Below are 20,848 nucleotides of genomic sequence, written 5' to 3' on the forward strand. Positions count from 1 at the left end.
CGCAATGAACACATGGCCTACTGCTCCGATCTCGAAGAGCTGCAGGTCGTCGACTTCGCTCTCGTGGAGCTGACGCTGTATCTCGATACGCACCCGATGGATATGCAAGCCGTCCAGCAGTTCAATCAGCTCGTGCAGCGCCGCCAGCGGCTGGCCGCCGCCTTCGAGATGAAGCACGGGCCGCTCCTGCAGTTCGGACACAGTTATTCCCGGTTTCCATGGCAGTGGGTCGACACCCCTTGGCCATGGCAAGTTTAAGGGGGAACGCCGATGTGGATTTATGAGAAAAAGCTGCAGTATCCCGTACGCGTTAGCAAATGCGATCCCCGAATGGCCCGCTATTTGGTCGAGCAATACGGCGGCGCCGACGGAGAGCTGTCCGCCGCGCTCAGGTACTTGAATCAGCGCTATACGATACCGGATAAAGTCATCGGATTGTTGACGGATATCGGCACGGAGGAATTCGCCCACCTCGAGATGATCGCCACGATGATCTACAAGCTGACCAAGGATGCGACCCCCGAGCAGCTCGAAGCAGCCGGTCTCGGTCCCCACTTCGTCAACCATGACAGCGCTCTGTTCTATAACAATGCCGCAGGCAATCCATGGACGGCCACTTATATCCAAGCCAAGGGCGATCCGATTATATATCAAGGCATATCAAAATTATTGCTAAATCTTATTTTCTTAGCCGGAACATTGTACAAGCTCAGCATCTTAGTCGCAGTTGATATCCTTAGATTGTCAGCATTCCTTTCATATCTGTACAACGATCCAACTGACACCTTTAAGTAGTTAGCGACAGAAGCAGCGGAGTAACCTGAAGATTTTCGAGCAGCTCGCAGCGTTAACTTTTCAGCGTTTACTTGTCTCGTCATCATTCACTGTTCCATCCTTTGATGTATAATGGTAGGAAAACGATAAGGAGTAAATACGAGCATGTACATCTCCCGAGGGAGGTGCTTGCTGCTCGACATGATTACTGCACGCGGCTGGACCCAGTCCCATTACGCTAGGTTGACCGGGCGGCACAAGCGGATGATCTCACACTTCTGTAAAAATGAACGCGCGATGCAACCCGAAGACATTCATGCTGCTTGCCTGATTTTTGGGTGCTCCGAAGACCAATTACACGAGTGGGCGATCAACAGAAAATTCATGAACGAGGAATCGCAAGCAGCGGATTAATATCCGCACCTCCTTCGGATATTTGTGAGCTAATAGCTCTCAGTAAATCGACTTTACTTGAACAATCGAGTCGAACGCTGTCGAAATGCGTCTAGGTCCGCTGACAAAAATAATCCCTTACTAAATTGCACAGAAAATGGATACCATTCCTGTTATGTACTCTAGATTCGTACTTATCGCCCAGGATATAACTCCCAATCCACCATCCTCCGTTCTAATGCCCTCACGTCAATCACTTCCGGTCCTACTTCCCACGCCTGGATGATCTTTAACTCACGGTGATTATCCGGATCGTATTGAATGAACCCCTCAACCGCTAGTACTCGCAGCGCCATCTTTACCTGCCCTGGAGTTCTTACGGACATACGCGCCAACTCCTCGATCAATGGAACTCCCCTTGCGTTGTACAATATCCGAAGCAGCTTTCGCGATGTATCGTCCAGCTTCATGGCTCTACACCTACGATGTTGCTCAACTGGATCAGCCGGCCTTCTAACAAGACAGACGTATCGTCGATCTCCTCGACGATCCCTGTGACCGTGTAAGGCTGATCTGCATTCGCCAATACACCGATCGGCTCTTTGAAGTTTAGCGACAACGTCAGCAACTCCGGCAAGACTTCTACGCGATGGACGTCATACATCATATTCACCTCCAAATAAGAACATTTGTTCTGTCATTATATAGCGAACGTCTGTTCTTATCAAGAGTAAATAAAGGTAAATTGTGGATTGTACAGTGGGATAAAACAAAAATAGCCCGAGAGCCGAAGCCCCCGGGCATTTCGTTATTGCAGCGGTTGTCCGGATGCTTTGCGTAGCTCGTTGGCGAGGCGATTGAACTCTGCCCGCGATTCCTGGTCTCCCGTCGCCTTCCACGCTGCTTGTAGGAATCCGATAATCTTATTAGCGTCTTCTGCGCTCATTTTCGGTTTTACCTCCTGTGCCGGTTTGTCGGCCGATTTCGTATTCCACCAACCCTCGCCCCCGTAAGACTCGTTCAAATCTAGCGGATGGCCGGCGAGCGTCACACCGTTTTTATGCTGCCATACGTTCGCACGCGCTGACTTCTTGCCGCGACTCCAGGCATACGTCTGCCAGAAGTGTTTCGCCGCCCCTCGCTTCGCCATCTCCTCGATGACGGCATACGAGCCGTAGACGCCAACTTTGTACCCTGAGAGCTGCGAAGCTGCCGCATGCAGGTACGCTTCAATCGCATCATAGTCTCTCGGATGCGCGTCGTAGTCGACAGCGAAGTATATCGCAGATCCCGCAGGTTGACGGATTTCTCTCGCCTCTGCCAGCGCCGCCTTACCATCTTCCGTGCCGTACTTCGCGCCCCCAGCTGGACGGTTAGCAGTCGTTTCGAACACGCTTATGATCTTCATGCCGGCCGCCGTGATCGCTTCCGCCTCCGCTCTCGTCAGGCGCTTCCACTTGTATGTTATCGGGACGAGATAACGAGCAGCGAAGGTCTGCCCAGCGGCGACAAGCGACTTTGCGACGCTGGCCGTCAACGGCTGAGCACAATCGATTCCTTTTTTCATTTACCCACCTCGCGATCCGACATTCTCTTCACGGCGCGGTCTATCTTCGAATCAATCTCGGACTGGACCCAAGCTGTTAGTTTTTCAAGTAAGCTAATGGGCAACCACTCTGCCCACCCTGCGCGGACCGCGTTCGCTGTCATGGACTTAATCGTATGGTGCAGCAGCCCGACGACGAGAATCCCAAATACGACGCCGGGGATTCCGAACACCACGTCGATCATGTGGCCCCCTGCCGGCAATAACAGCATGAAGAACGTTCGGAACACGCCGTCAATCCCGTAGTGCGAGGCGTAGGTGTTATCCTTGCGCGATGCTCTCGATCCGCTTAGCCAATCTAATAGAATAAAGAATGCTAATGCGAATACGCTGAACATTACAGCCGTTCCCTCGCCATAGATAAATTCAAAAATCGGAAGAGCAATAGCTCCGATACTCGATGCCGCGATTTGTTCCCTATTCATGTGTAGCCTCCTAGGTGTGAGCCGTGATGTATGTGAAAGAGCCCCGATTACGCGGAGCCCTGTGTTACTGCTGACCGGCAACAGCCTTATAAGCGGTGCGCGCCATCGTATTTCGTAGCTCTGTGAGCTCGCGCTTCATCCGTTTAGCCTCTCCAGCAGAGAGGTCCATATCATCGACCGCGCGGATCGCTTTGGTGATGTCGGACATGTCACTGGCTACGGAATCGAGGTACTTCCGTGCTGCGTCGTTGTATCCTGCCGGAGGTTCACCCGTGACCTTGAAATCCTGGTACTGCGTATCGACCTTATCTTTCAACTCGTAGAAGTACCTTGTCGCATCGGTCGTGAACACCGGGTCCGCTGTGACCTGCTTCGTAAGCATGTCCGTTACCGTGCCACCTTTTGCCGAAGCGGGGAGCGCAAGCTGCCCGACGACGCCGGTATACGATCGGATTAAATGATCGACTTGTTTAGGCGATACGTTCAGGATGTCGCCGATCTTCTTCCCGATCTCCGAGGTGTTCGCGTCGTACTGGTTACGAGGCGAAGCACCCTCGAGGTATCCAGGCACGATCGGCGCCCCGGCAAAATTCTCGTTAGCGGCAACATCAACCAGCGGGCCAGCGATCGTATCACGTATCGGAGAGACAGCGGCGCCCATGAAATCACCCTCGGCGAGCTCCTTAGCCGGAACACCTGGAGGAGCGAACGCGGTCGTGATCGTATCGGAAAAGTCGCGGAACGACTCCGGATCCTTATCAACCCACTCGCGCAAAGCTCGTTCAACTGCTGATCCGAACGGAACTCCGATCTCGCGCGGCCTTGGGATCTTAATAAACGTGCCGTCGCCTTTCGGGATGTTGAAGAAGTTGTCTTTCTGATAGTTGCTCAGGTTCTCGTACGCCTCGTCACCGTGATTTAGCGCATAGAGCGCGATCGTCGGCAATGTAACGGCCAGGAGCGACTTCGAGACCGCGGCGCCCGGCTTATCCTTAAAAATACGCGCCGTCTTATCCAAGCCCTGCAGAGCAGCGTTCAAGTACAAGAAGATCGCGTCGGCCTCCTTCGAAACGGTGCCGTGCCGTTTGAAGTTGGTCGTGATGTCGTTCGCCTCGTACAACCCTTCCACGCGGCTGCCGTAGCTGTCTCCGCCGGCCTCCGTTAGGCGCTTGAATTCCCCAAGACGCGGGGCCGACTCTATCACGTTGCTCAGATTCTCGAGCGCGCTCTTCGCACGCGGGAGGAACCCTAGCCCCCTGCGGGTTTGCGGCAGGATGGATTGCTTGCTCTGCGCGAGGAGATCACGGTCGGCCGCGACCGGGCTGGAATGTCCTCCGCCTACTGCCTTGTACCGCTTGTACAAGTCCTTATTCCCGAAGGTGCTAACGACGCCGTCAAGCAAGTCCCAAGCAAAGCGGGACGGGTTATTCGTGGTCTTGGACGCGATGAATGCGGTCGGGATGTCTCGAAAGATATTCCGCGTTAGCGAGAAGATCGGGTTAATGCCGGTCGTCAGCACCTTAACGAGGTTCGTCGCCTTACGTGCGGACTCTAGCACCTTACTGCGTGCCTGCGGCGTAATATTAACGAGTGCCTCCAGGAGTGCGGGGTCGTTCACGCGCAGATAGACACGCTCCCCATCGATCAGACCGCTTATGACATTATCCTTTTCAATATCGCTCTTCCGGAGCGTCCGGTTAAACTCATCGTCCATACTCTCGATCAACTTATCGAATCCGTCGTCACCGAGCGATCCGGGTTCGACCTTCTCGCGTTTTAACTCTACCGCGAAATCTCCGAAGCTCTCCGGATCTTTACGGATGTTCTTGATAAGGGTTTGCATAACCTCGTTACGCTTAGCCGTCTTCACGTAACGGTCAACATACTCGATCATGGATTCGATCGGGTCGATGATGTCGCGCTCCGACCCCGTAGGCGAATACTTCTTAACCGGGTTATTCTGATTCCCGTATCCGCGCTTCGCCCCGAGCCCCTTGCCCGCGCGCTCAAGCTTGGAGAAGAATCGTTTATTCGGCACCCAATAGGGATTCGCATCTTTCCACGCCTTCGCCGTCTCGGGCGAGATGATCCCGGTGTCAACGAGCCAGGACTTCGTCAGTTGCTCATTCCACTCGTAGAGTTGATCGGCGATCTTCGCAAACTCCGGATACGTCCGATCGTAATCGGCGATCTTCTGCTTCACCTTATCGACCGTCATATTCGCTTTACGGTTATACACCGTCTCGTCCCGAAGCATCCGCGTCTCGGCATGTTTCGCGATGAGGTAGTCCGTGAAATTCTTGTATGCCCGGCGTGGAATCTGACTCGTGATGTCCTTGAGAGATTGGCCGATCACATCGCCCTTAGCGTTCACGAGCTGTTCAGTTAAGATGTGGTTGGAGACCATATCGGAGCCGCGAGAGTTAAGCGCCAAGTAATAGGAACGCTCCTCCGGCGAAAGCGGCGTACCCGTTACAGACTCAACGTACTTGTCAAACTGATTAATGCGTTGCTGATTATCGAACGCGTTCGTGTAGAAGTTATTAACCGCGTTCTCGAAGCTGATCGGCTCCTTCTCTGCTCCGGAGCGGATGTATGTCCGCGTGTCCTCCGGGTGGGTGAACCGACCTTTATCGCCTTTCGGAACGAACCCGAGCAGGTCTGCGTCGCTCGCTGCCCGAGCAGCTCCGTCTTCTCCAGCCTGTGCCGTCTCGCGCATGATCGGACGACGTACTGTAGGAAGCTCGGGCTGCGGGAAACCGAGATTACGGCGTTTTGCGATTCTCTCCGCCGCATATTTGCTAGGCTGAACGTCAGGAGATCTTTCAACGCTAACCGTAGGCTCAGTAAGAGAACTAGCATTAACTTTACTTATGGATGGCATTTTCGACTTTGCCAAATCCAATACGGATTGATACGCATCTTTCGGAGCCCACCACAATTCATTTCCAGCAGCGACCACGACGTCATTCTTACGTACGCGCGCTTCTAGGATATGAGAACCTTTCAACAATTCAGGGTTCTCGATCAATCTGCCACTGGTATGGTTTTCAAGATGATGTTCAACGTATTTCTTTGAAGTAGACACATATTTTCCGGGAAGTATGATTTTTTCGGAAAGCGGAGCAACACGATAAATGGTGACAAATTCACCTTCCGGAATCGGGACTTCAAATTCAGTGCCTATTCCGTACCCATCTTCAAAAGTTCGCGGATCCGACAAAAGATACTTATCATATTCCCCGGATAAACGACTCGATTGCGCTTCCATCGGCGATGGCATCGGAGGTTCTGCAGAAAGTCCGAACTCCTTTTGAAAGTCTGATTGTTCATATATCGTGCCGGGAATTTGTGAGAATTCTTCTCTCGTCATCTCCCAAGGCTGTTTTTGATCGCTTGAAGGTAATTCGCTTACGACAGCGCCTTCTACCGGAGATGAACGAAGAGACTTGTCGACCCGCAGCTTTCCGGAATACTGAGGCAATTTGCTTGTGCGGTCAAGTGCATCTACGGCACTTAGGGCACCTCTAGCAGCTCCTTCTGCAGCTCCTCGAGCACCTCTAACCCCTTCAGCAATTGCACGACCGGCAGCCGGTAGAAGGCCGAACGCGCCACCGACAGCCCCTGCTACCGCCAGGTCTTTACCTGATGCCTCGGGGTTAACGATAAGCTCTTGCGCGATGTTCGTCGGCACGCCCTCCGCAACGCCTTTGATTGCTGACGCGGCTACCCTTCCAGTTGCGGCTTTCAATCCGTCAGCCGCACTATCAAGTCTAGGCGCATATCTAGATATCGCTTGCCCCGTTCCTTGATAGATGCCACCCATCGGTGAACCGGAGAACGTAATATTACCGATCGTATTAAGCGCTCCTCCGGCTAATTGAGCGGCCTTGCTAGGCTCATACAGTTTATCGCGATCCGATGCCGTGCCTAACTGTTGGCGTGCCGATACCATTAAAGGAGCTTCGGCAACGGCTTCGATTGCCGCCCCGATCGGACGGAGCAAAGCGGGCCATTTCTTTGTATCTTCGCGGACACGTTCTATATAGTTCGGACGATCCGGCTCTACAGGCTGTGTTGCGGCAATACGCTTTATGCCCTCTTGGCTTAGTTTAAGTGGTCCGCCGCCATGTTGAGAGGCAAAGTCCATGCCGATCGACTTCATTGTCTCATTCGCTAGACGGTCCTTCTCTCGCTCGGCCTCTAGGTTACTTATTTCCAACAGGCGAGACGGTCCCATAGCGTCGGCATACTGCTTATTCTCAGCGGCGCGGATGCGTTCAGGCATATTACGGGACTTATAGTCTTCCGGGGACGTGAGCCCACTAGATGAACTACTAGAGGTAGAGGAGACTGACACGCCCTTTCGCTTCTTGTAATCATCCGGACTGGTCAGTGCCATGGGTCAGCCTCCTTTACTGGTAATAAGCCATATACTTATTGATGAGTGCTTGCCGCTCAGCCTCGTTCGCACTATACCAATCGCCGTCTTTCATTGCGGCGTCAATGGCTTTCTGACGGATCGCGGAGTCGTCGGACTTCTCCGTTATGCCGTAGAACGAAGGTAGCGACTTGAGGATGTCGTCATAACCTTCTCTACCTAGTCGCTTCGTGATCTCCGGCGCGTTCTCGGTAAGCCAGCCGCGAGCTTCATCAGGCGAACCGAATTTTCTGAGTCCACTCATGACCTCCGCTTCGAAGTCATTCGTACCTGCGGCAGCCGCGTCTTTTTCTTGCTGATACTTGAATTCCTTATCACGGAACGCTTGGTCGGCGATGAACTCCCGTTCACGCTGATTGAGGCTTGCCCATTGAAGCCCGCGAGAGGCGGCCGCGTCTTTGACCTCTTGCGCGAAGCTCTTTTCCTTGAACGCCTGCTCCCAGACCCGTGCAGCCTTCGACTCGTCGAATTGCGCTTGGTTGAACAGGTTCTCCCATTGTTGCTGGGCTTGCCGGAACTCGAAGTCGCGCTGATCCGCTTGTTGGGCATAGTCCTGATGTTCTCCTGCAAGCGTACGCGTTCCGAGTTTACCAAGCGATGCTTGGCGTTGCTCAGTGGAGAGATTAGGATCATAGAGCGATGGGTCGACTCCCATGCTCGCCAATTGCGCACGGGTATCATCAGCGAGCTTCCGCAACTCTGCTTGCCGCTCCGGAGTTGCCGATCCGAATTCCTGACCGTAGGTAATCAAGTTTTGGAGCAATGGTTGGGCAGTCCTATCTTTATCGCTGAGATAATTGCCCGTCAATTCTGCCTCCGTCACGGATCGGTTGAACTCGTCTCCGCGTAGATTACGCGCCGTGCTTAGCAGGTCAGCAGCAGAGCGCAGGCGATCCTGGAATTGCCCGTATGCCTGATCTCGATACTGCGGGATATAAGCTGCCGCCTCCTGTTCCGCCCGTTGCTGGATCTGTCCGAGCTGACTGTTCGTCATCGTGGATTGGAGCAGCCCGCTTGCGTTCATCGTCTCCATCGCCGCTTTCGATGCATCACCGGCACGTAGCTGAGCGAGCTGCCGCTGAGCTTGATAGCCCGGATCAGTCTCCGGATTGTAGGAGAACGGCGTGTTAACGAGACTCTCTAACCTCCCGAAGAGCTCGTCCTGCTTCGCCTTCCAGTTGTCATACTCTGTCGGCGGTTTCGTTACCGCCGGCGGTGTTGGGACGGTCATCGTCGACGTGCCGGACGTTGTTGCGCCAGTGGATGGATTTGGAATGTCGGCTGGTGCCGTCACCGGCGGCTTATCGGATTGCGGCGTGACGGCAGCGGGAAGCTTCGGTATTTGTGCCTTAGCCCAAGCGATCTGACCTGCCGTAGCCTGTCCTCCGGTCGATGTCTTACCTGCGGCCATATTCTCGATGTACTTGCGCTGGTTATTCGGATCCGGTACTGCAGCCATCCAGCATCAGTCCTTTCTTTGGGAATGAAAAAGACACCCGCAGAGGGTGTCGAGGTGACCTATTACTATTGTTATTTTTCAAACTCTTCCCATCCCCCGCCGTCTGTGGGGATGAAAACCATCGTTTTCCCTGTGATTCTATTGATTTTGGCTAATGCGGTATTGCCATTTCCGATATTAATTGTCTCGTACCTAATTGGCGTGGGGTAAACGAAGATTGCAAAGATAAAAATTATGGCGACAATTAATCCGAACCTGATAAAGTCATTTTTCATTGTTTTGGTTGCTGCGATTCAAGTTGATCTTTCATCTCATTTAACGACTCTATCTGAGCCGTAATATCTTCTATCTTCTTTTTCATTTTTTCTTTTCCCTCTTCTGTTGTCGCTCTCTCAAGTGAATTTTTAGCAAAATCCAGCAACGAGTTAAGTGATTTTAAACCCGCCTCAATACCTTCTAGACTAATGCCGGTTACCGCAGGGTCGTTACCACTCTGCTCTGGCACAGTCTGTTCAGGGATCGTTACAACATCGCTCATGATATCATCCTCCTTCTTTGTGAGGATTACAGTATTGTCTTTAAAATCTACATTATACCCGACAGCTTCCGCCAATACTCGGTTTGGAGTATACGACGAACCATCTACGGCAATAGCCTTCATTTTTAGGGGATCACCGTCGACAACGACAGTATATTCGGTTTGTATTGTCTTGCCGACTTTTGAGGTAGTTTCTGCCAGCGCTTGTCCTGAGAAAGCTAATGCCGCGCCGATAAGAATGCCTATGACAATCTTTTTCATTGATTATCATCCTTTGCCATTTTCCCCAATAATACTATATAAGTTATGAAGTGACTATACCATTTGTTATTGTCAATGGAGTTGTTGCCGCTCCTCCGCTCGTCGAGGCAACATATACCGTTTTGGAAACTGCTGATTTGTTAGCCTTATTATCAAGCGCTTGTTGGAGTGTTTGTAGGTTACCTAGGCCGTATACAGAATCCCAGTTCTGGACCTGGACTTGGAACCCGAGATTATTCATGATTATATTTCCTGACACAGCTAATACAAGGTCATCAAGCGATTGGATAATCATCCCTCCAGATGGGTTAGGAGTAATTAGCCATTGCTCTACACCGCCTGCCGCCTGAATTATTATGGGATTTCCAAAATAATCCGACTCTAATTTAATCGAGTTGTTAGCATCTTTAAAAGCTCCGAAAAAATTACCGAGCACATTCATTTCTGACCTTGGGTAAGTCCCGTTTGCGGTAGCAATGTACGAACCGATAATAGTGGCGGCTTGGATAAGTACGCCAATCAGAGTGCCAACATTGATCGTTCCGAGATTCGCTGAGATCGCCGACAACTCATTGACATCCATCTTGTCAGCAGTAATGGTGTTTGCCGCGATTTCATCGGCTGTGATAGTGTTTGCCGCGATCTCATTGGCCGTGATCGAGTTCGCTTCAATATTCTCTGCCTTAATACCGCGTGCCCTGATATTGTCGAAGTCGAGATTACCTTCGAGGAGGTAATTCAGGATCTTCTGCATCTTGGCGAGCTCGTTGGTTAGCTCCTCCAAACTCTTCGCCGCTTCGGTCAGCACCTTGATCGGTTGTAATGGCATCTCTTTACCTCCTCATTGGTAACTCCCTAACTTGGCGAGTCAGTTCATGTATTGTAACCGGCCCCGTACCAACGATCTTTAGGCGGACCGCATTTGCCCCGCGAAGCGACGTCGTTGGGATCAGCAGCTCCTTGTACTGAATCTCGCTCGCGGCCGTCAGGCTGTTGACAAGCGTCCAGTCGTTGCCGGCTGCCTTACCGCTCGCGTACACCTGTAGCGTGCTGCCAGCTGGCACGGAGGCGACGATCCACAGCTTGTACCATTCCTGCTTACGGGCGATAGAGTCGAGCGCGAACGGCTTCGTAATCGCCGTCGATGTGATGGCCGAGCCCGCTGCCGTCGTTCCGCCAAGGAGCAGCACGCGCCCGGATGCGTCGCCGATGTAGAACTTCGAGCCGACGCGAAGCATCTGCGTGATGGATACGCCGTCCCACGTGTACCAGGCGCCATGCATCGGATCGTACTGCAGCAATGTCGTACTCTCCGTCGCCGATCCATAAGGGATAGCGAAGTACAGGTACCGCCCGTCCGACTCCGCGACACACTTTGCCAGCTGCGCCGGATTCATAGCACGAGCGAAGTTGTATACCGCCACCGAATAATCCTTGGTCGGCCTGATTCCGCCGTCATAGCGGAAGATTCCGTCGCGTGAGACGAAGAACTGCACGTCGTCCTTAACTGTAACCGCCTTGTTTCCAGTTGCTCCGATGTCGCTTCCGGCCACAGGAAAGCTGTAGTTGCTTGGACCCGTACCGTATAGTTCCGACATCGATGACGGCTTGTACGCCGTAACGTGCTGATACCCTGCATTAAGCCCATTGATCGTCTCGCCGTTCGTCGTTTGGTAACCGATCTCGCCGGCATCGTCGACCGTTGACCAGTCGGTCGGCTTATTTAGCGCGCAGAACAACACGGAGTTTTCCTTGGCGCAGTACAGCCGGTTAGCCTGCGTTGTAATGTAGTTGCCGCCTGATGGCGCATTCGTGAGGTTCTGAACGGTCGAACCGTTATACCTCTTGATCGCATCCGTACCGTTCGCGCCGATCAGGTTGATCTCTGTCAGATTCCCCTTAAAGTTGCAGAAAGACCAGTCGGCCGAGGTGTTGAGCCCCGTCGCCAAACTGGTCCATGTTCCATCATTATTTAGCCGTCTCCAGCTACCGTCGTTAAAGACCGCATGGAGCTCGCTGTCCTTCCATGCGCCGAGTCCTAGCACGCGCGTCCCGAACGTACCGATGACGCTATAGCCGGGCTTCGTCGTGATTGCAGGATACTTATCCGGACAGAAGTTAATGAGTTCCGTGAACACGTTATCGGCTAAATTGAAGCCCTCGTCGTCAGGCTTGTACACGCCGGCGAAGTCCCGGATCGGAATAGGCGGCTTGATGCCAGATATAGGTGTCCAGTTAGCCACGGTTCACCCCTCCTCTGCAAAATAAAAAGCCGAGGTCGTAAACCCTCGGCTTGCTGCGCATTATCGTCCGTAGGTTCACTTAGGTGCTATAAATCGGAATGTAACCCATTAGCGTTCCAGCCACATCGTAGATTGGCAACCGCTTAGTCTGCGTCCCAGGAACAGCTGCCGTTGTTACCTGATTTGTGAGAATGTGGCCACTGTTGTCAATGTTGAACAATTCGGCATCTGCATTTGATAGGACTTGGAACACCTTCGTTGTGGCCCCGCTGCTAATCGTTTGCTTAACGGCGATTGGGATTCCATTACGGAAGATGAAGTTAGTCGCGGACTTGCCGTCCGAGTAAGTAAAACCAAGCATGCCATTTATGACAAAATCGGCTCCGCTAATATCGCCAGTAGTGCCGATTCCAAGCTTTTCAAAGCGGGTTCCCGCCCCATTCGTGACGATAACGTTATCGTTAGCGGATTCGTAATACTTTTCGTCGTAGGCGACGGTCGTAACGCCCCGGAACTGGTTATTCGCGAACACGCTATTCCTTACCGTGTTCCCTCCAAAATCAATTGCGAGGAATCCTGCCCCATCGGACGCACCCGTGAATTGATTGTCCTTGAACGAACAGAATTTGGTTGCACCCGATCCCGTCCCACCTACACGCGCGTAATGATCGCAACGCGCGTAGTAGACAAAATTGTCTTTAACAACTGCATGTTCGCAAGACACTACGCCAATCGGAACAACTGCCGTATCGATAGATATTGCTGTTGGGATAGCTGTCAAATCAGAATAGAATTGATTGTTTTCAAACATTCCACTTACTCTAGTCAAAGCAAGGGCCTGTTGTGCTCCGATTCCTATATTATCCACGACATTAAACATCAACTTTTCATTGAAATTGCCGGAAGCAGGTGCGCTTGCGCCTATGGAGAGTATCCGATAGAATGCCTTGAATGTGTTCATTATTACGTTTATTCCATAAGGTTGGTATGGCTCTGTTCCCGTCATACTTGCTTCAAAACCAAACGGACAGTTATCACTCTCGCAGTTAATCACATTGATGTTATGGCAAGCCTCCACCCCAAGCGCTCCAGGTTGTACAGTAAATGGTTTGCCGCCATCAACATAAGTCGGTTTAACGACATAAGGGAGATCATACGCATACACGTTGTCAATTGTGACGTTATTCGTGCCGTTTGTAACAGAAATACCGTTACAGCCGTGTGACATATCTGCCGGACTGGTTTTTATAGATGTGATCGCTAAGTCTTTGATGGTCAGGTTCTTTACACCGTTAAGTTGCAATACGTCGTGTCCATCAGCAGAAACACCCTTTAATATTGTCGCTTTTCCTGCACCACGGATAATGATGTTTTTAAGGTCTTTTGTCTCTGTAATCGTCTCTTGACGTAATGATGATGGGTAAATGCTAAAGTTAAAGGTTCCAGGCGGGCATTCCACTATTCCGCCGCCCGCCGCAACTGCGGCATTCACCGCGTTGTTGAAAGCTAAATCGCTGAATGTTGCTCCTGTCGGATCAGCACCGTATCCTGTGACAATGTTATATACCCCTGTCACAGTTTCCGCCTGAAGCGCATCAAACTCGCCTCTAAGCTCATCTATTTCAGATTGTGGAGAGTTAGCCGCTGCTATTAACTTCCCCATGTCTTTCATCGCAATGCTCATAGCTGTTTCCATCTCTCCACCTCACCAAATAGTAGTTTCTTTTACGCGCTTCAGACCCATCTTCTTAAGACCTTTCTTCGCCCTCTTCATAAGTTCATCGAAATCCGCTTGGAAGTTATTGCGCATATCCGTATCGCGTGCTAAACCTGCAATCCACTTGGCGGCGTCGTAGACATAGAGCTCGTGATAATCTTCGGGGAAGTTCGGGCTGGTAGACAAGGCACTGGCGCTAAGCGTAATGGGCCGCGGCCTGTAATATAGATAAGCTTCCTTACCGGCTGGAGGCACAGGATTGATATAAAGTGCTCCGAGGAACGATGTACAAAAATTAGCCGGTGGATTCTGAATTTCCGGAGTCACTTTGGTGTATTCGATATCGTCTATAATCACGCAGCGGATGCGATCTTCCGCGCAGTCTGCTGGTAGAGCTAGATACGGAGTATCGGTAGTCGTATAGATCGTGACTTGCTCAGGGAATACGAACTCACGAAAGAGCTGAAGCGACAACAGGTTGAACTTACTAACGATCTGGGCATCCGTCAGATCGGTATGGACTTCAAGACGTACGCGATCGATCAGTTCTCCCGTGTTCATCGTCTCACTCCTCAGTTAACCGTGATGGAATACTTATCTGCGTGGTACATGTTCTTGGCGAAGTCCTCAGCGAGCTCATCCTTGCGTCGCTCAACGTCACGCTCTCTAGCGTTGTCCGCGGCTTCAATCTCCGCGACGGCCGAGAAGCCATTCATCGTATGAATCTTCCGGATATGGTCGACGATCGCGCTGTTCAGATTTGGCCATCCCGGTTGAGGGATCTTCATAACCGCGAGCTCAGTCAGACCATCCATGATGAGGTGTTCGCCGGTCTCGCCGTTATACATCAGGTATAAGTGCTCGTCGTATGCTTGCAGTTGAGGCTCGACGTCATTCAGATCGTTGAGGAAATCACGACGGAAGCCTTGGCGGTAATGTCGGTTCACATGAAGTCATCTCCCTCGGGAATATGTAAAAAGAGGAGCCCAGAAGGCCCCTCTCGTTCGTTATGACGCGGCCTAGTAGCCGGACGCCTCTTGCAGATCGGCGAGCTCGGAGAACGCGTTCCGGCGATGGCAGACCATCGTGCCGTACTCGAACGCCGTCGCCTCGTACGCAGGCTTGTTCGGCACGCGGGAGAACATGCTGCCGTCCTCGTCCATGAATGCGAGCTCGGACGTGTAGTACCAGCCAATGTCGTCCCAGTTCCCGCCCCAGATACGATTTGCCGGATGGTAACGGTCGACGATCAACGGCAAGCCGTCGAACTCGATCGCCTTGTAGCCGCCCTCGAGCTCCATCGGATTGACGAAGCGCTTCTGGCTCGTGAGCAGCGCCTCATACGCCGCGCGAATGCCGTGCGAGCCGGACAGCCATTCCGTCTTCGTGCCGGACACGATGTCTTGACGGTCGATCATCGCACGAATGAGCTCTGGCGAGATCGGACGCAGCGTGCCGCCGTTCGCAAGTACGTTTGCTTTCCACCAACCATACGTACCCGGAGCTAGCGTCTGCAACGTGCTTGTCTTCGAGATAATTGACGCGAGCCCAACAGGGTCTAGACCGAGCGTGCCCGCGTTAACGGCGAAGTCACCGGCGGCAGTGGAAATGTTCGAACCGCTGATCTTGATCGTCTTGGCATCGTAGTCGATGTCCGTGATGACCTTCGCCGTCTGATCGACCGTCGTGCCGTCGGAGTCGATGATGTCGATGACTTGACCAACAAAGAACAGACGCACGTCGTTGACGGTAAGTGTTGTCGTGGTCGTGTTCACCGCGAACGTACCGAGCTTCCCTGTGCCGTCACCGAGCGACGCGCGGCGCATATAGTTCTGCAGGTCGGTCGTGAGTCCCTTGACCTCGGATGTCAGCGCGCGCAGGTAGGACGTCTCGTCGCGTTTGGACGCTTGGATCGTGGCGTTGGAGACTTGCAGACGGCCGTGGATATAGGCGACGTTACCCGTCGAACCCTTGTACCCTTGTTGGCCGGCAGTAGGCAGATCGCCCATCTCCGTGCCCGCGCCGACGCCGGTGTTGCGGCCGAAGTGATGGGCGATGTAGAAATTACGACCATCGCCGTCGATCTTCTCCGCTTTTTCCTTCAACTTCTTAACAAAGTAGTTCGCGCCGTTGTTGACTTGCTCCTGAATCTCCGGGAGATAGTCAATCTTCAACGCATCTTCAATCGTGGACAGTGTTGCGGGCATGTTGGCCCCTCCTTATTCGGCTGTCCGGGCTGCACGTATGCGCTCTGCCGCGCGCTGTTCGGCTCCTTTGAATCCGCCGCCAGTCGTCGGCACTTGCCGCGCTGCTGCACCCGGAGCGCCTTCCGCTTTAGGTGCTTTTTTGGATTCGAGATATTTCTTGACGGCATCTTCCTCGGCCGTCTTAAGCTGCTCCTCGAGGAGATCCGCCCTCATCGCCTTATAGGCGACTTCCGGATTCGCGATCTCGTTCTCGTGCATGTACTTCCACAGCTCTGTGTGATCGAGCTGCTTGTCGCCGAGCGTCTTCCCATCGCTGAACGTCTTCAACGAAGTTTCGAACTCCTGCCGCTCGGCTTGTTCCTTCTGAAGGGCTTCGTATTCTTCACCCTTCGCAGCTTTCGCCTCGAGCTCGTCGATGCGCTTCAAGACGGACGGCGGGACCTTCTCCTTCTCTGCGCGCTCCTGGAGTCGAACGAGCTCGATCTCCTCTTTGAGCGTCAGCATGTCAGGTACGCCAGCTTTCTGCTGGAGGTACTCTGCGGCCAGCTTGAACGTGTCGTAGTCCTTGTACTGGTCACGGAGTGCTTGGATCTCCGCGTCTTTAGCGGTGTTCCACTGCGCCTCCTTCTCAGATAGGCGCTTAGCGAATGCTTTCTCGAAGTTGTTCGGCTTGGCTGGTTCACCAGATTGATCGCCGACTGGTTCGCCTGGCGGTTCGGATACTTGCGATTGCTCCCCGGCGGCAGGAGTCCCTTCAACGCCCGATGCAGCTTCGCCTTCCGCGAACAACTGCAATTTCATTGGCAATAAGAATCTCGACATGTAAAAAACCTCCTGTGTGGGCGGCGCAACTCCACACGCTCAACGCCGCGCGAAAATGAATAGAAAATAGGCACTCGCAGTCTCAGCGAGTGCCCGTCAGTATAAAGCGATAACGCTTGTTGCTGTTGTGCCTTCCTTGACCTTCACGACACAGAAGCCGTCGTAGAACGTCCCGTTAGGAACATTCTCAAGCAATACCGTACCGCCTCCGTAGAACTCGATCTCAAGATCCCCGGTTCCACCGACGAATAAACCGGCGGTAGGACCGATCGTCACGTCGTCATCCGGCGTTACAGCCACGCCGCTGATATATTTCCGGTTCATGTCGCACCTCCTCCCGCGCCGGCTGTCACGAGCGCTGTCTCGGCCTTGAGCATGTCACTCGCGGCCTTAGCTTCGTTGTCCATCTGCTTCATATCGAGCTGATGCTTACGCCCCTTCTCCGCCTCTTCGGCTTGTCCGGCCTTCGCGGCCGCCTCCGCCTGTTGCTGGGCGAGCATCGGGGCGTTTATCCGATCGACGTGCTGCTGATAATGCTGGTCGACCATGAACCGCAGCTCCGGCGGCATCTTACGATAACGTGCCGTTTTGCGGAACGTATTGTGCAGTTGAATATGCACCTCATCGTCGTCGCTGTCCCATATAGCCGGCGTACCTGGAGGTGGCTCGGGCGGTTGTACCTGCTGTGCCTGTTCCGGCGGGAGACTCGTAACCGCTTGCTGATAACGTAATAGCATCTGCTGATACGCTGCCGCTGCGGCCTTGTACTCCGGATTTTCCGCTAAGTCCTCGAATGTCTTGTTCTCCATCTTGGCGTTGTTCTCGTCAAGCTGCTGTTGTTCGAAAAGCTCCGTCGAATCACCCATTCCCATCAGCCGCAAGAGCTTGGCCGTGTCCGGCGTACCGTCTTTCTTGACGATCGCGCCTGCTTCCCACATCGTCATGATGCGCTCTTGTTGGGCCGCCTTCATCTCCGGCAGGCTGGAGCCCTGGACGATGTTAACATCCTCGAAGCCGGTCAGATCGGAGCCGTTAAAGCTAATGACCTCGATCTCGTTGTCCTCGCCGAGGATCTGATATTGCCGCTCCTCGGTGTAATGCGCCTTCGTGAGTCGCAAAATACGCCGCATAACCTTCTTCATGCCTTGCTCGTAGTTCTGCGCGGCGACCGCGAGCTTCTCGTTCTCCTGCTCGACCATGATCTCAAGACCGCCCAGCGTATCGAGGCCGGCCGGCATACGCCCTTGGCTGACCTCGCGTGCCCCGGACGAGTCGTCTATGTCGATCGCGTTGTTCGCGAGTTCCTGACCATAGAACGAAGGGATGTCCGGCGCTTGAATACGTTCCGGTTTCATGCCGTTCACGGCCGTGTAGTTGATGATACCCGCGATCTCGTTAACGAGGTCCTCCTCGTCGACGCCGTTGCCGATTGGGTTTAGCCACATGCTGTTCCCGAGCCGACGTGCGTGTGTGGCGATCATGGACCGCATGACGTTAATCTCGCGCTGAGGCGGCAGCATGTCCGTTACGATCGCATCGAAGAGCAAGCTACCCGGGATCGGGATATAGCCGAAGAGCTGATAAGGCATGTCGCCGGCAGCGTCCGTATAGTCGAGCTCCTGACCGTTGCAGACGGTCATCTTGACGCCTTCCGGATACTTCTTGCATGGCTTGATCCACAATTCGTAGACGATCGCCATGTTACGCATCCGGGTCGTCTGATATGCGCCGATACCGTCGCCATTGACGCGCGTGATATCGTAGGTGTTCAGATAATCGAGGTTGGCGTCGGCACTAACCTCGACGCCGTACTCCTCGAAGATCTCGTCGACGTCACGCGCCTTGCGCTCGATGATCCAGCGGATCTCCTCTTCGGTCGTCGCGGCCGGGTCACAGAAGATCGTCAGCGGATTACATATCCGCGCGCGAATGACACCCTGGTGAATCGGCTTCTTGCCGCGCTCGACCCACTTGTTATATCCCGGCTGGCCTTCTTCCGGCGAAATCTCGTCTCCGGCCTCCGCGTCAAACCACGTCTTAATCCAGGCGCGTTTCTGGATAAGCATGTACAAGAACAATTCGCGCGACTTCGTCGTGAGGTCGAGTTCTTGCCATTGAACATGCAAGAACTTGTCCGCCGCTTTCGCCGCGTCTATGTCCTGCTGCTCCTTGCTTCCGGGAATGACGTTGTATTTGAGCTTCGACTTCAAGTGCTTCGCCAGGAGCGTCATGACGCGCGGCCTTATCTTGTTACGCGATATGCGGACCTCGCCGGACTGCTGCGGCAGAACTTCAATCCTGCGATGCGAAGCGTTCCAGCCGATCCACTGATTGCCGACGAAGTAGTTCACGTTAACGAGCTGCTGACGGATGTCTGTCCAGTTCTCCGCGCTGCGGAAGTAATCGAGAACAACATCGGGCGTGAGCCGCGTCTGCTTGGTGTCCGGGGACGCGGAAGCGCCCTTCTGGGTGGATTTCGCCACGGCTCATCGCCTCCTTAGCTGCCGTATGCCATAATTCGAATGACTAACGTTGCAATGTCGGTCGCGCTGTCGAGCTGTGTGAACGCCGCTTTGTTTGCGGAGCCGGTCGCCCGGACGAGAAGCTTTTTGTTCGTGCCGTCCCATTCGACTTGGTATCCGTCTTTCGGCTGAGACTGCAGGAACAGCACGCTATTAAGGCCGAGGAGCTTTAGGTCGAGTTCTTCGCCGCCGGTAGCGTACGAGCTATCGAACGTTACGTCGGCGACGCTGATCTTCTTGTCTCCAAATACGGTGCGGTTAACGAGGGATACAGTAAGTGCCATGATGGGTTAGCCTCCTTGGTTTTGGCATAAGAAAAGACGCTCTATTGGGAGCGCCTTGGGTTATCGGTCTCTCATATCCTGATCTTGTGCACGAAGCTGAGCTTCAAGCTGCTCAGTTCTAGCGGCTTGCCCTTTTTGATACGGCATCCAATCCCATTGGCCGGGGTTCTGACCTTGCGTGACCTTCTGGTTGAAGTAAAGCCCATTCGGGTTGAACACGCAGATATCGATGCAGGTTGCGTTATGCACCGCCGTGATGACTGCTGCGCGATCAACGCTTTGGAATTCGCCGCCTGGCGAACCGAGACTCTTGTAATAGACCATCCGTCCGACCGTTGGGATCATTCGACAACACCCCAATCCTCGGCAAGCATGTCAGTCTGCGATGCCAACCAAGGCACGCGCGACTTAGGAGCCTGCGGATTGTCTGTCTGCAGGCCGGTCGTGTCGATGAAGATATAGGGGTGCGTCATTTTACTATGAGCATCCGGTCGTTGGAGTTCGATAAAGATCCCCTTGCCGTTCCAGCCACCACGAGCTACTTTCTTACCTGCCTTCAATGCTTCTAGTGCTTGTCCGAAGTTCATTGTCCATCCTCCGTTTTCGTTTGTTGTGCGGCCTTCCATGCACGTGCCGCTTCGCGCAACCGCTTGTCGCCCCATTGCGGCTTGTATTCGATCTCGTTCGCCTTCATGAACTCGACGAGCTCCGGCTTCTCCATCGCATCGAACTCGTCAGGATCGCTACCACCGGATTGATCCGGCTTGTCGTCCTCCACCTTAGGCTCGGCCTTCTTGCCGATCGGCGTGATCGTGATGTTGTAGCCGGGGACGCGGACCTCTTCGATCGTCGTATGGACGTATTGGAACGTCGGATCGACCTCGGCGCGGCGGCTGTTTGCCTCTTTGTCGTCAACAAAAACGCCGATCTTCTCGTCGGCGCCACAGGTGAATTTATAGAGTTTCATTGTCTACCTCCTTGGGTTGTTGTGCCTTCTCGGCGATGATAACAGACTCTACGTAATCTCTAGCTATCTTATTGAGTAGGGGGCTGTACGCCAAGATCACTTCGTGTTCAGACCATACCTTAAGCTCGATCTGCCCTTCCATTTCAGCTTTAACGCGCTTGTACTTTTCAAGAATCTTGTCCATTTCTC

22 protein-coding genes and 1 pseudogene are annotated in these 20,848 nt (G+C 53.3%); 2 read left to right on the top strand and 21 right to left on the bottom strand.

Translation table 11 applies throughout. From position 1 onward, the window contains the following. Window positions 1–12 precede the first annotated feature (12 nt). Together COHPA_RS23045 and COHPA_RS23050 are read left to right on the top strand one after the other, a co-directional pair. The gene (locus tag COHPA_RS23045; RefSeq protein WP_035120191.1) at window positions 13–258 is read left to right on the top strand and encodes a spore coat protein CotJB; all 246 of its coding nucleotides are present in this window, start codon (window positions 13–15) and stop codon (window positions 256–258) included. A gap of 12 nt (window positions 259–270) precedes the next feature. Then, a pseudogene (locus COHPA_RS23050) lies at window positions 271–663 on the top strand (manganese catalase family protein); the annotation flags it as partial. Here COHPA_RS23050 and COHPA_RS26415 read toward each other — a convergent pair. From COHPA_RS26415 to COHPA_RS0106605, 21 genes are all read right to left on the bottom strand, one after another. After that, the gene (locus COHPA_RS26415) at window positions 651–881 is read right to left on the bottom strand and encodes a helix-turn-helix domain-containing protein (protein WP_084760427.1); all 231 of its coding nucleotides are present in this window, start codon (window positions 879–881) and stop codon (window positions 651–653) included. The pseudogene COHPA_RS23050 and the gene COHPA_RS26415 overlap by 13 nt on opposite strands. A gap of 752 nt (window positions 882–1,633) precedes the next feature. After that, window positions 1,634–1,834, bottom strand: coding sequence for a hypothetical protein (locus COHPA_RS0106505; protein WP_156926607.1), 201 nt, complete (start codon window positions 1,832–1,834; stop codon window positions 1,634–1,636). A 141-nt stretch (window positions 1,835–1,975) separates the two neighbouring features. Then, window positions 1,976–2,734, bottom strand: coding sequence for a DUF1906 domain-containing protein (locus tag COHPA_RS0106510; RefSeq protein WP_027085391.1), 759 nt, complete (start codon window positions 2,732–2,734; stop codon window positions 1,976–1,978). Further along, window positions 2,731–3,198, bottom strand: a complete 468-nt coding sequence (locus COHPA_RS0106515) for a phage holin family protein (protein ID WP_027085392.1) — start codon at window positions 3,196–3,198, stop codon at window positions 2,731–2,733. The genes COHPA_RS0106510 and COHPA_RS0106515 overlap by 4 nt, the downstream gene beginning before the upstream one ends. 64 nt (window positions 3,199–3,262) lie before the next feature. Beyond that, window positions 3,263–5,917 (bottom strand): LPD38 domain-containing protein, encoded by a 2,655-nt coding sequence (locus COHPA_RS25475; protein WP_156926608.1) that lies wholly within the window; start codon window positions 5,915–5,917, stop codon window positions 3,263–3,265. Window positions 5,918–7,613: 1,696 nt separating this feature from the next. Continuing rightward, complete coding sequence (locus tag COHPA_RS0106525) at window positions 7,614–9,098, bottom strand: hypothetical protein (RefSeq protein WP_027085394.1); 1,485 nt, start codon at window positions 9,096–9,098, stop codon at window positions 7,614–7,616. 271 nt (window positions 9,099–9,369) lie between these two features. Next, window positions 9,370–9,897, bottom strand: coding sequence for a hypothetical protein (locus COHPA_RS0106535; protein ID WP_027085396.1), 528 nt, complete (start codon window positions 9,895–9,897; stop codon window positions 9,370–9,372). 43 nt (window positions 9,898–9,940) lie between these two features. Continuing rightward, complete coding sequence (locus tag COHPA_RS0106540; RefSeq protein ID WP_027085397.1) at window positions 9,941–10,726, bottom strand: hypothetical protein; 786 nt, start codon at window positions 10,724–10,726, stop codon at window positions 9,941–9,943. Window positions 10,727–10,730: 4 nt separating this feature from the next. Beyond that, complete coding sequence (locus tag COHPA_RS0106545; RefSeq protein WP_027085398.1) at window positions 10,731–12,140, bottom strand: hypothetical protein; 1,410 nt, start codon at window positions 12,138–12,140, stop codon at window positions 10,731–10,733. A gap of 79 nt (window positions 12,141–12,219) precedes the next feature. After that, window positions 12,220–13,836, bottom strand: coding sequence for a hypothetical protein (locus COHPA_RS0106550; protein ID WP_027085399.1), 1,617 nt, complete (start codon window positions 13,834–13,836; stop codon window positions 12,220–12,222). Between the two features lie 9 nt (window positions 13,837–13,845). Then, window positions 13,846–14,418, bottom strand: a complete 573-nt coding sequence (locus tag COHPA_RS0106555) for a phage adaptor protein (protein ID WP_027085400.1) — start codon at window positions 14,416–14,418, stop codon at window positions 13,846–13,848. 11 nt (window positions 14,419–14,429) lie between these two features. After that, window positions 14,430–14,804, bottom strand: coding sequence for a hypothetical protein (locus tag COHPA_RS0106560; protein ID WP_027085401.1), 375 nt, complete (start codon window positions 14,802–14,804; stop codon window positions 14,430–14,432). Between the two features lie 72 nt (window positions 14,805–14,876). Continuing rightward, window positions 14,877–16,064 carry a phage major capsid protein gene (locus tag COHPA_RS0106565; protein ID WP_027085402.1) on the bottom strand — a complete coding sequence of 396 codons (1,188 nt, stop codon included), beginning with the start codon at window positions 16,062–16,064 and terminating at the stop codon, window positions 14,877–14,879. A gap of 12 nt (window positions 16,065–16,076) precedes the next feature. Continuing rightward, window positions 16,077–16,886, bottom strand: coding sequence for a hypothetical protein (locus COHPA_RS0106570; RefSeq protein ID WP_027085403.1), 810 nt, complete (start codon window positions 16,884–16,886; stop codon window positions 16,077–16,079). A gap of 96 nt (window positions 16,887–16,982) precedes the next feature. Then, window positions 16,983–17,210 carry a spike base protein, RCAP_Rcc01079 family gene (locus COHPA_RS0106575; protein WP_027085404.1) on the bottom strand — a complete coding sequence of 76 codons (228 nt, stop codon included), beginning with the start codon at window positions 17,208–17,210 and terminating at the stop codon, window positions 16,983–16,985. Beyond that, window positions 17,207–19,369, bottom strand: a complete 2,163-nt coding sequence (locus tag COHPA_RS0106580; protein WP_027085405.1) for a portal protein — start codon at window positions 19,367–19,369, stop codon at window positions 17,207–17,209. The genes COHPA_RS0106575 and COHPA_RS0106580 overlap by 4 nt, the downstream gene beginning before the upstream one ends. Before the next feature lie 14 nt (window positions 19,370–19,383). After that, window positions 19,384–19,692 (bottom strand): hypothetical protein, encoded by a 309-nt coding sequence (locus tag COHPA_RS0106585; RefSeq protein WP_027085406.1) that lies wholly within the window; start codon window positions 19,690–19,692, stop codon window positions 19,384–19,386. A gap of 60 nt (window positions 19,693–19,752) precedes the next feature. Further along, on the bottom strand, window positions 19,753–20,037 hold the full coding sequence (locus COHPA_RS23055) for a hypothetical protein (RefSeq protein ID WP_027085407.1): 285 nt from the start codon (window positions 20,035–20,037) through the stop codon (window positions 19,753–19,755). Next, the gene (locus COHPA_RS0106595) at window positions 20,034–20,279 is read right to left on the bottom strand and encodes a DUF2829 domain-containing protein (protein ID WP_027085408.1); all 246 of its coding nucleotides are present in this window, start codon (window positions 20,277–20,279) and stop codon (window positions 20,034–20,036) included. Before COHPA_RS0106595 ends, COHPA_RS23055 begins: the two co-directional genes overlap by 4 nt. Beyond that, the gene (locus COHPA_RS0106600) at window positions 20,276–20,659 is read right to left on the bottom strand and encodes a hypothetical protein (RefSeq protein ID WP_027085409.1); all 384 of its coding nucleotides are present in this window, start codon (window positions 20,657–20,659) and stop codon (window positions 20,276–20,278) included. Before COHPA_RS0106600 ends, COHPA_RS0106595 begins: the two co-directional genes overlap by 4 nt. Beyond that, entirely contained in the window at window positions 20,646–20,843 is a 198-nt protein-coding gene (locus tag COHPA_RS0106605) for a hypothetical protein (RefSeq protein WP_027085410.1), read from the bottom strand. The genes COHPA_RS0106600 and COHPA_RS0106605 overlap by 14 nt, the downstream gene beginning before the upstream one ends. Window positions 20,844–20,848: the final 5 nt, after the last annotated feature.

This window comes from Cohnella panacarvi Gsoil 349 (assembly GCF_000515335.1).
Classification (GTDB): domain Bacteria; phylum Bacillota; class Bacilli; order Paenibacillales; family Paenibacillaceae; genus Cohnella; species Cohnella panacarvi.

Coding starts and splice junctions, on each gene's coding strand:
- COHPA_RS23045 (WP_035120191.1), top strand. CDS start 13: ATGGCCTACTGCTCCGATCTCGAAGAGCTGCAGGTCGTCGACTTCGCT.
- COHPA_RS26415 (WP_084760427.1), bottom strand. CDS start 881: ATGATGACGAGACAAGTAAACGCTGAAAAGTTAACGCTGCGAGCTGCT.
- COHPA_RS0106505 (WP_156926607.1), bottom strand. CDS start 1,834: ATGATGTATGACGTCCATCGCGTAGAAGTCTTGCCGGAGTTGCTGACG.
- COHPA_RS0106510 (WP_027085391.1), bottom strand. CDS start 2,734: ATGAAAAAAGGAATCGATTGTGCTCAGCCGTTGACGGCCAGCGTCGCA.
- COHPA_RS0106515 (WP_027085392.1), bottom strand. CDS start 3,198: ATGAATAGGGAACAAATCGCGGCATCGAGTATCGGAGCTATTGCTCTT.
- COHPA_RS25475 (WP_156926608.1), bottom strand. CDS start 5,917: ATGCGCGAGACGGCACAGGCTGGAGAAGACGGAGCTGCTCGGGCAGCG.
- COHPA_RS0106525 (WP_027085394.1), bottom strand. CDS start 9,098: ATGGCTGCAGTACCGGATCCGAATAACCAGCGCAAGTACATCGAGAAT.
- COHPA_RS0106535 (WP_027085396.1), bottom strand. CDS start 9,897: ATGAAAAAGATTGTCATAGGCATTCTTATCGGCGCGGCATTAGCTTTC.
- COHPA_RS0106540 (WP_027085397.1), bottom strand. CDS start 10,726: ATGCCATTACAACCGATCAAGGTGCTGACCGAAGCGGCGAAGAGTTTG.
- COHPA_RS0106550 (WP_027085399.1), bottom strand. CDS start 13,836: ATGGAAACAGCTATGAGCATTGCGATGAAAGACATGGGGAAGTTAATA.
- COHPA_RS0106555 (WP_027085400.1), bottom strand. CDS start 14,418: ATGAACACGGGAGAACTGATCGATCGCGTACGTCTTGAAGTCCATACC.
- COHPA_RS0106565 (WP_027085402.1), bottom strand. CDS start 16,064: ATGCCCGCAACACTGTCCACGATTGAAGATGCGTTGAAGATTGACTAT.
- COHPA_RS0106570 (WP_027085403.1), bottom strand. CDS start 16,886: ATGTCGAGATTCTTATTGCCAATGAAATTGCAGTTGTTCGCGGAAGGC.
- COHPA_RS0106575 (WP_027085404.1), bottom strand. CDS start 17,210: ATGAACCGGAAATATATCAGCGGCGTGGCTGTAACGCCGGATGACGAC.
- COHPA_RS0106585 (WP_027085406.1), bottom strand. CDS start 19,692: ATGGCACTTACTGTATCCCTCGTTAACCGCACCGTATTTGGAGACAAG.
- COHPA_RS23055 (WP_027085407.1), bottom strand. CDS start 20,037: ATGATCCCAACGGTCGGACGGATGGTCTATTACAAGAGTCTCGGTTCG.
- COHPA_RS0106595 (WP_027085408.1), bottom strand. CDS start 20,279: ATGAACTTCGGACAAGCACTAGAAGCATTGAAGGCAGGTAAGAAAGTA.
- COHPA_RS0106600 (WP_027085409.1), bottom strand. CDS start 20,659: ATGAAACTCTATAAATTCACCTGTGGCGCCGACGAGAAGATCGGCGTT.
- COHPA_RS0106605 (WP_027085410.1), bottom strand. CDS start 20,843: ATGGACAAGATTCTTGAAAAGTACAAGCGCGTTAAAGCTGAAATGGAA.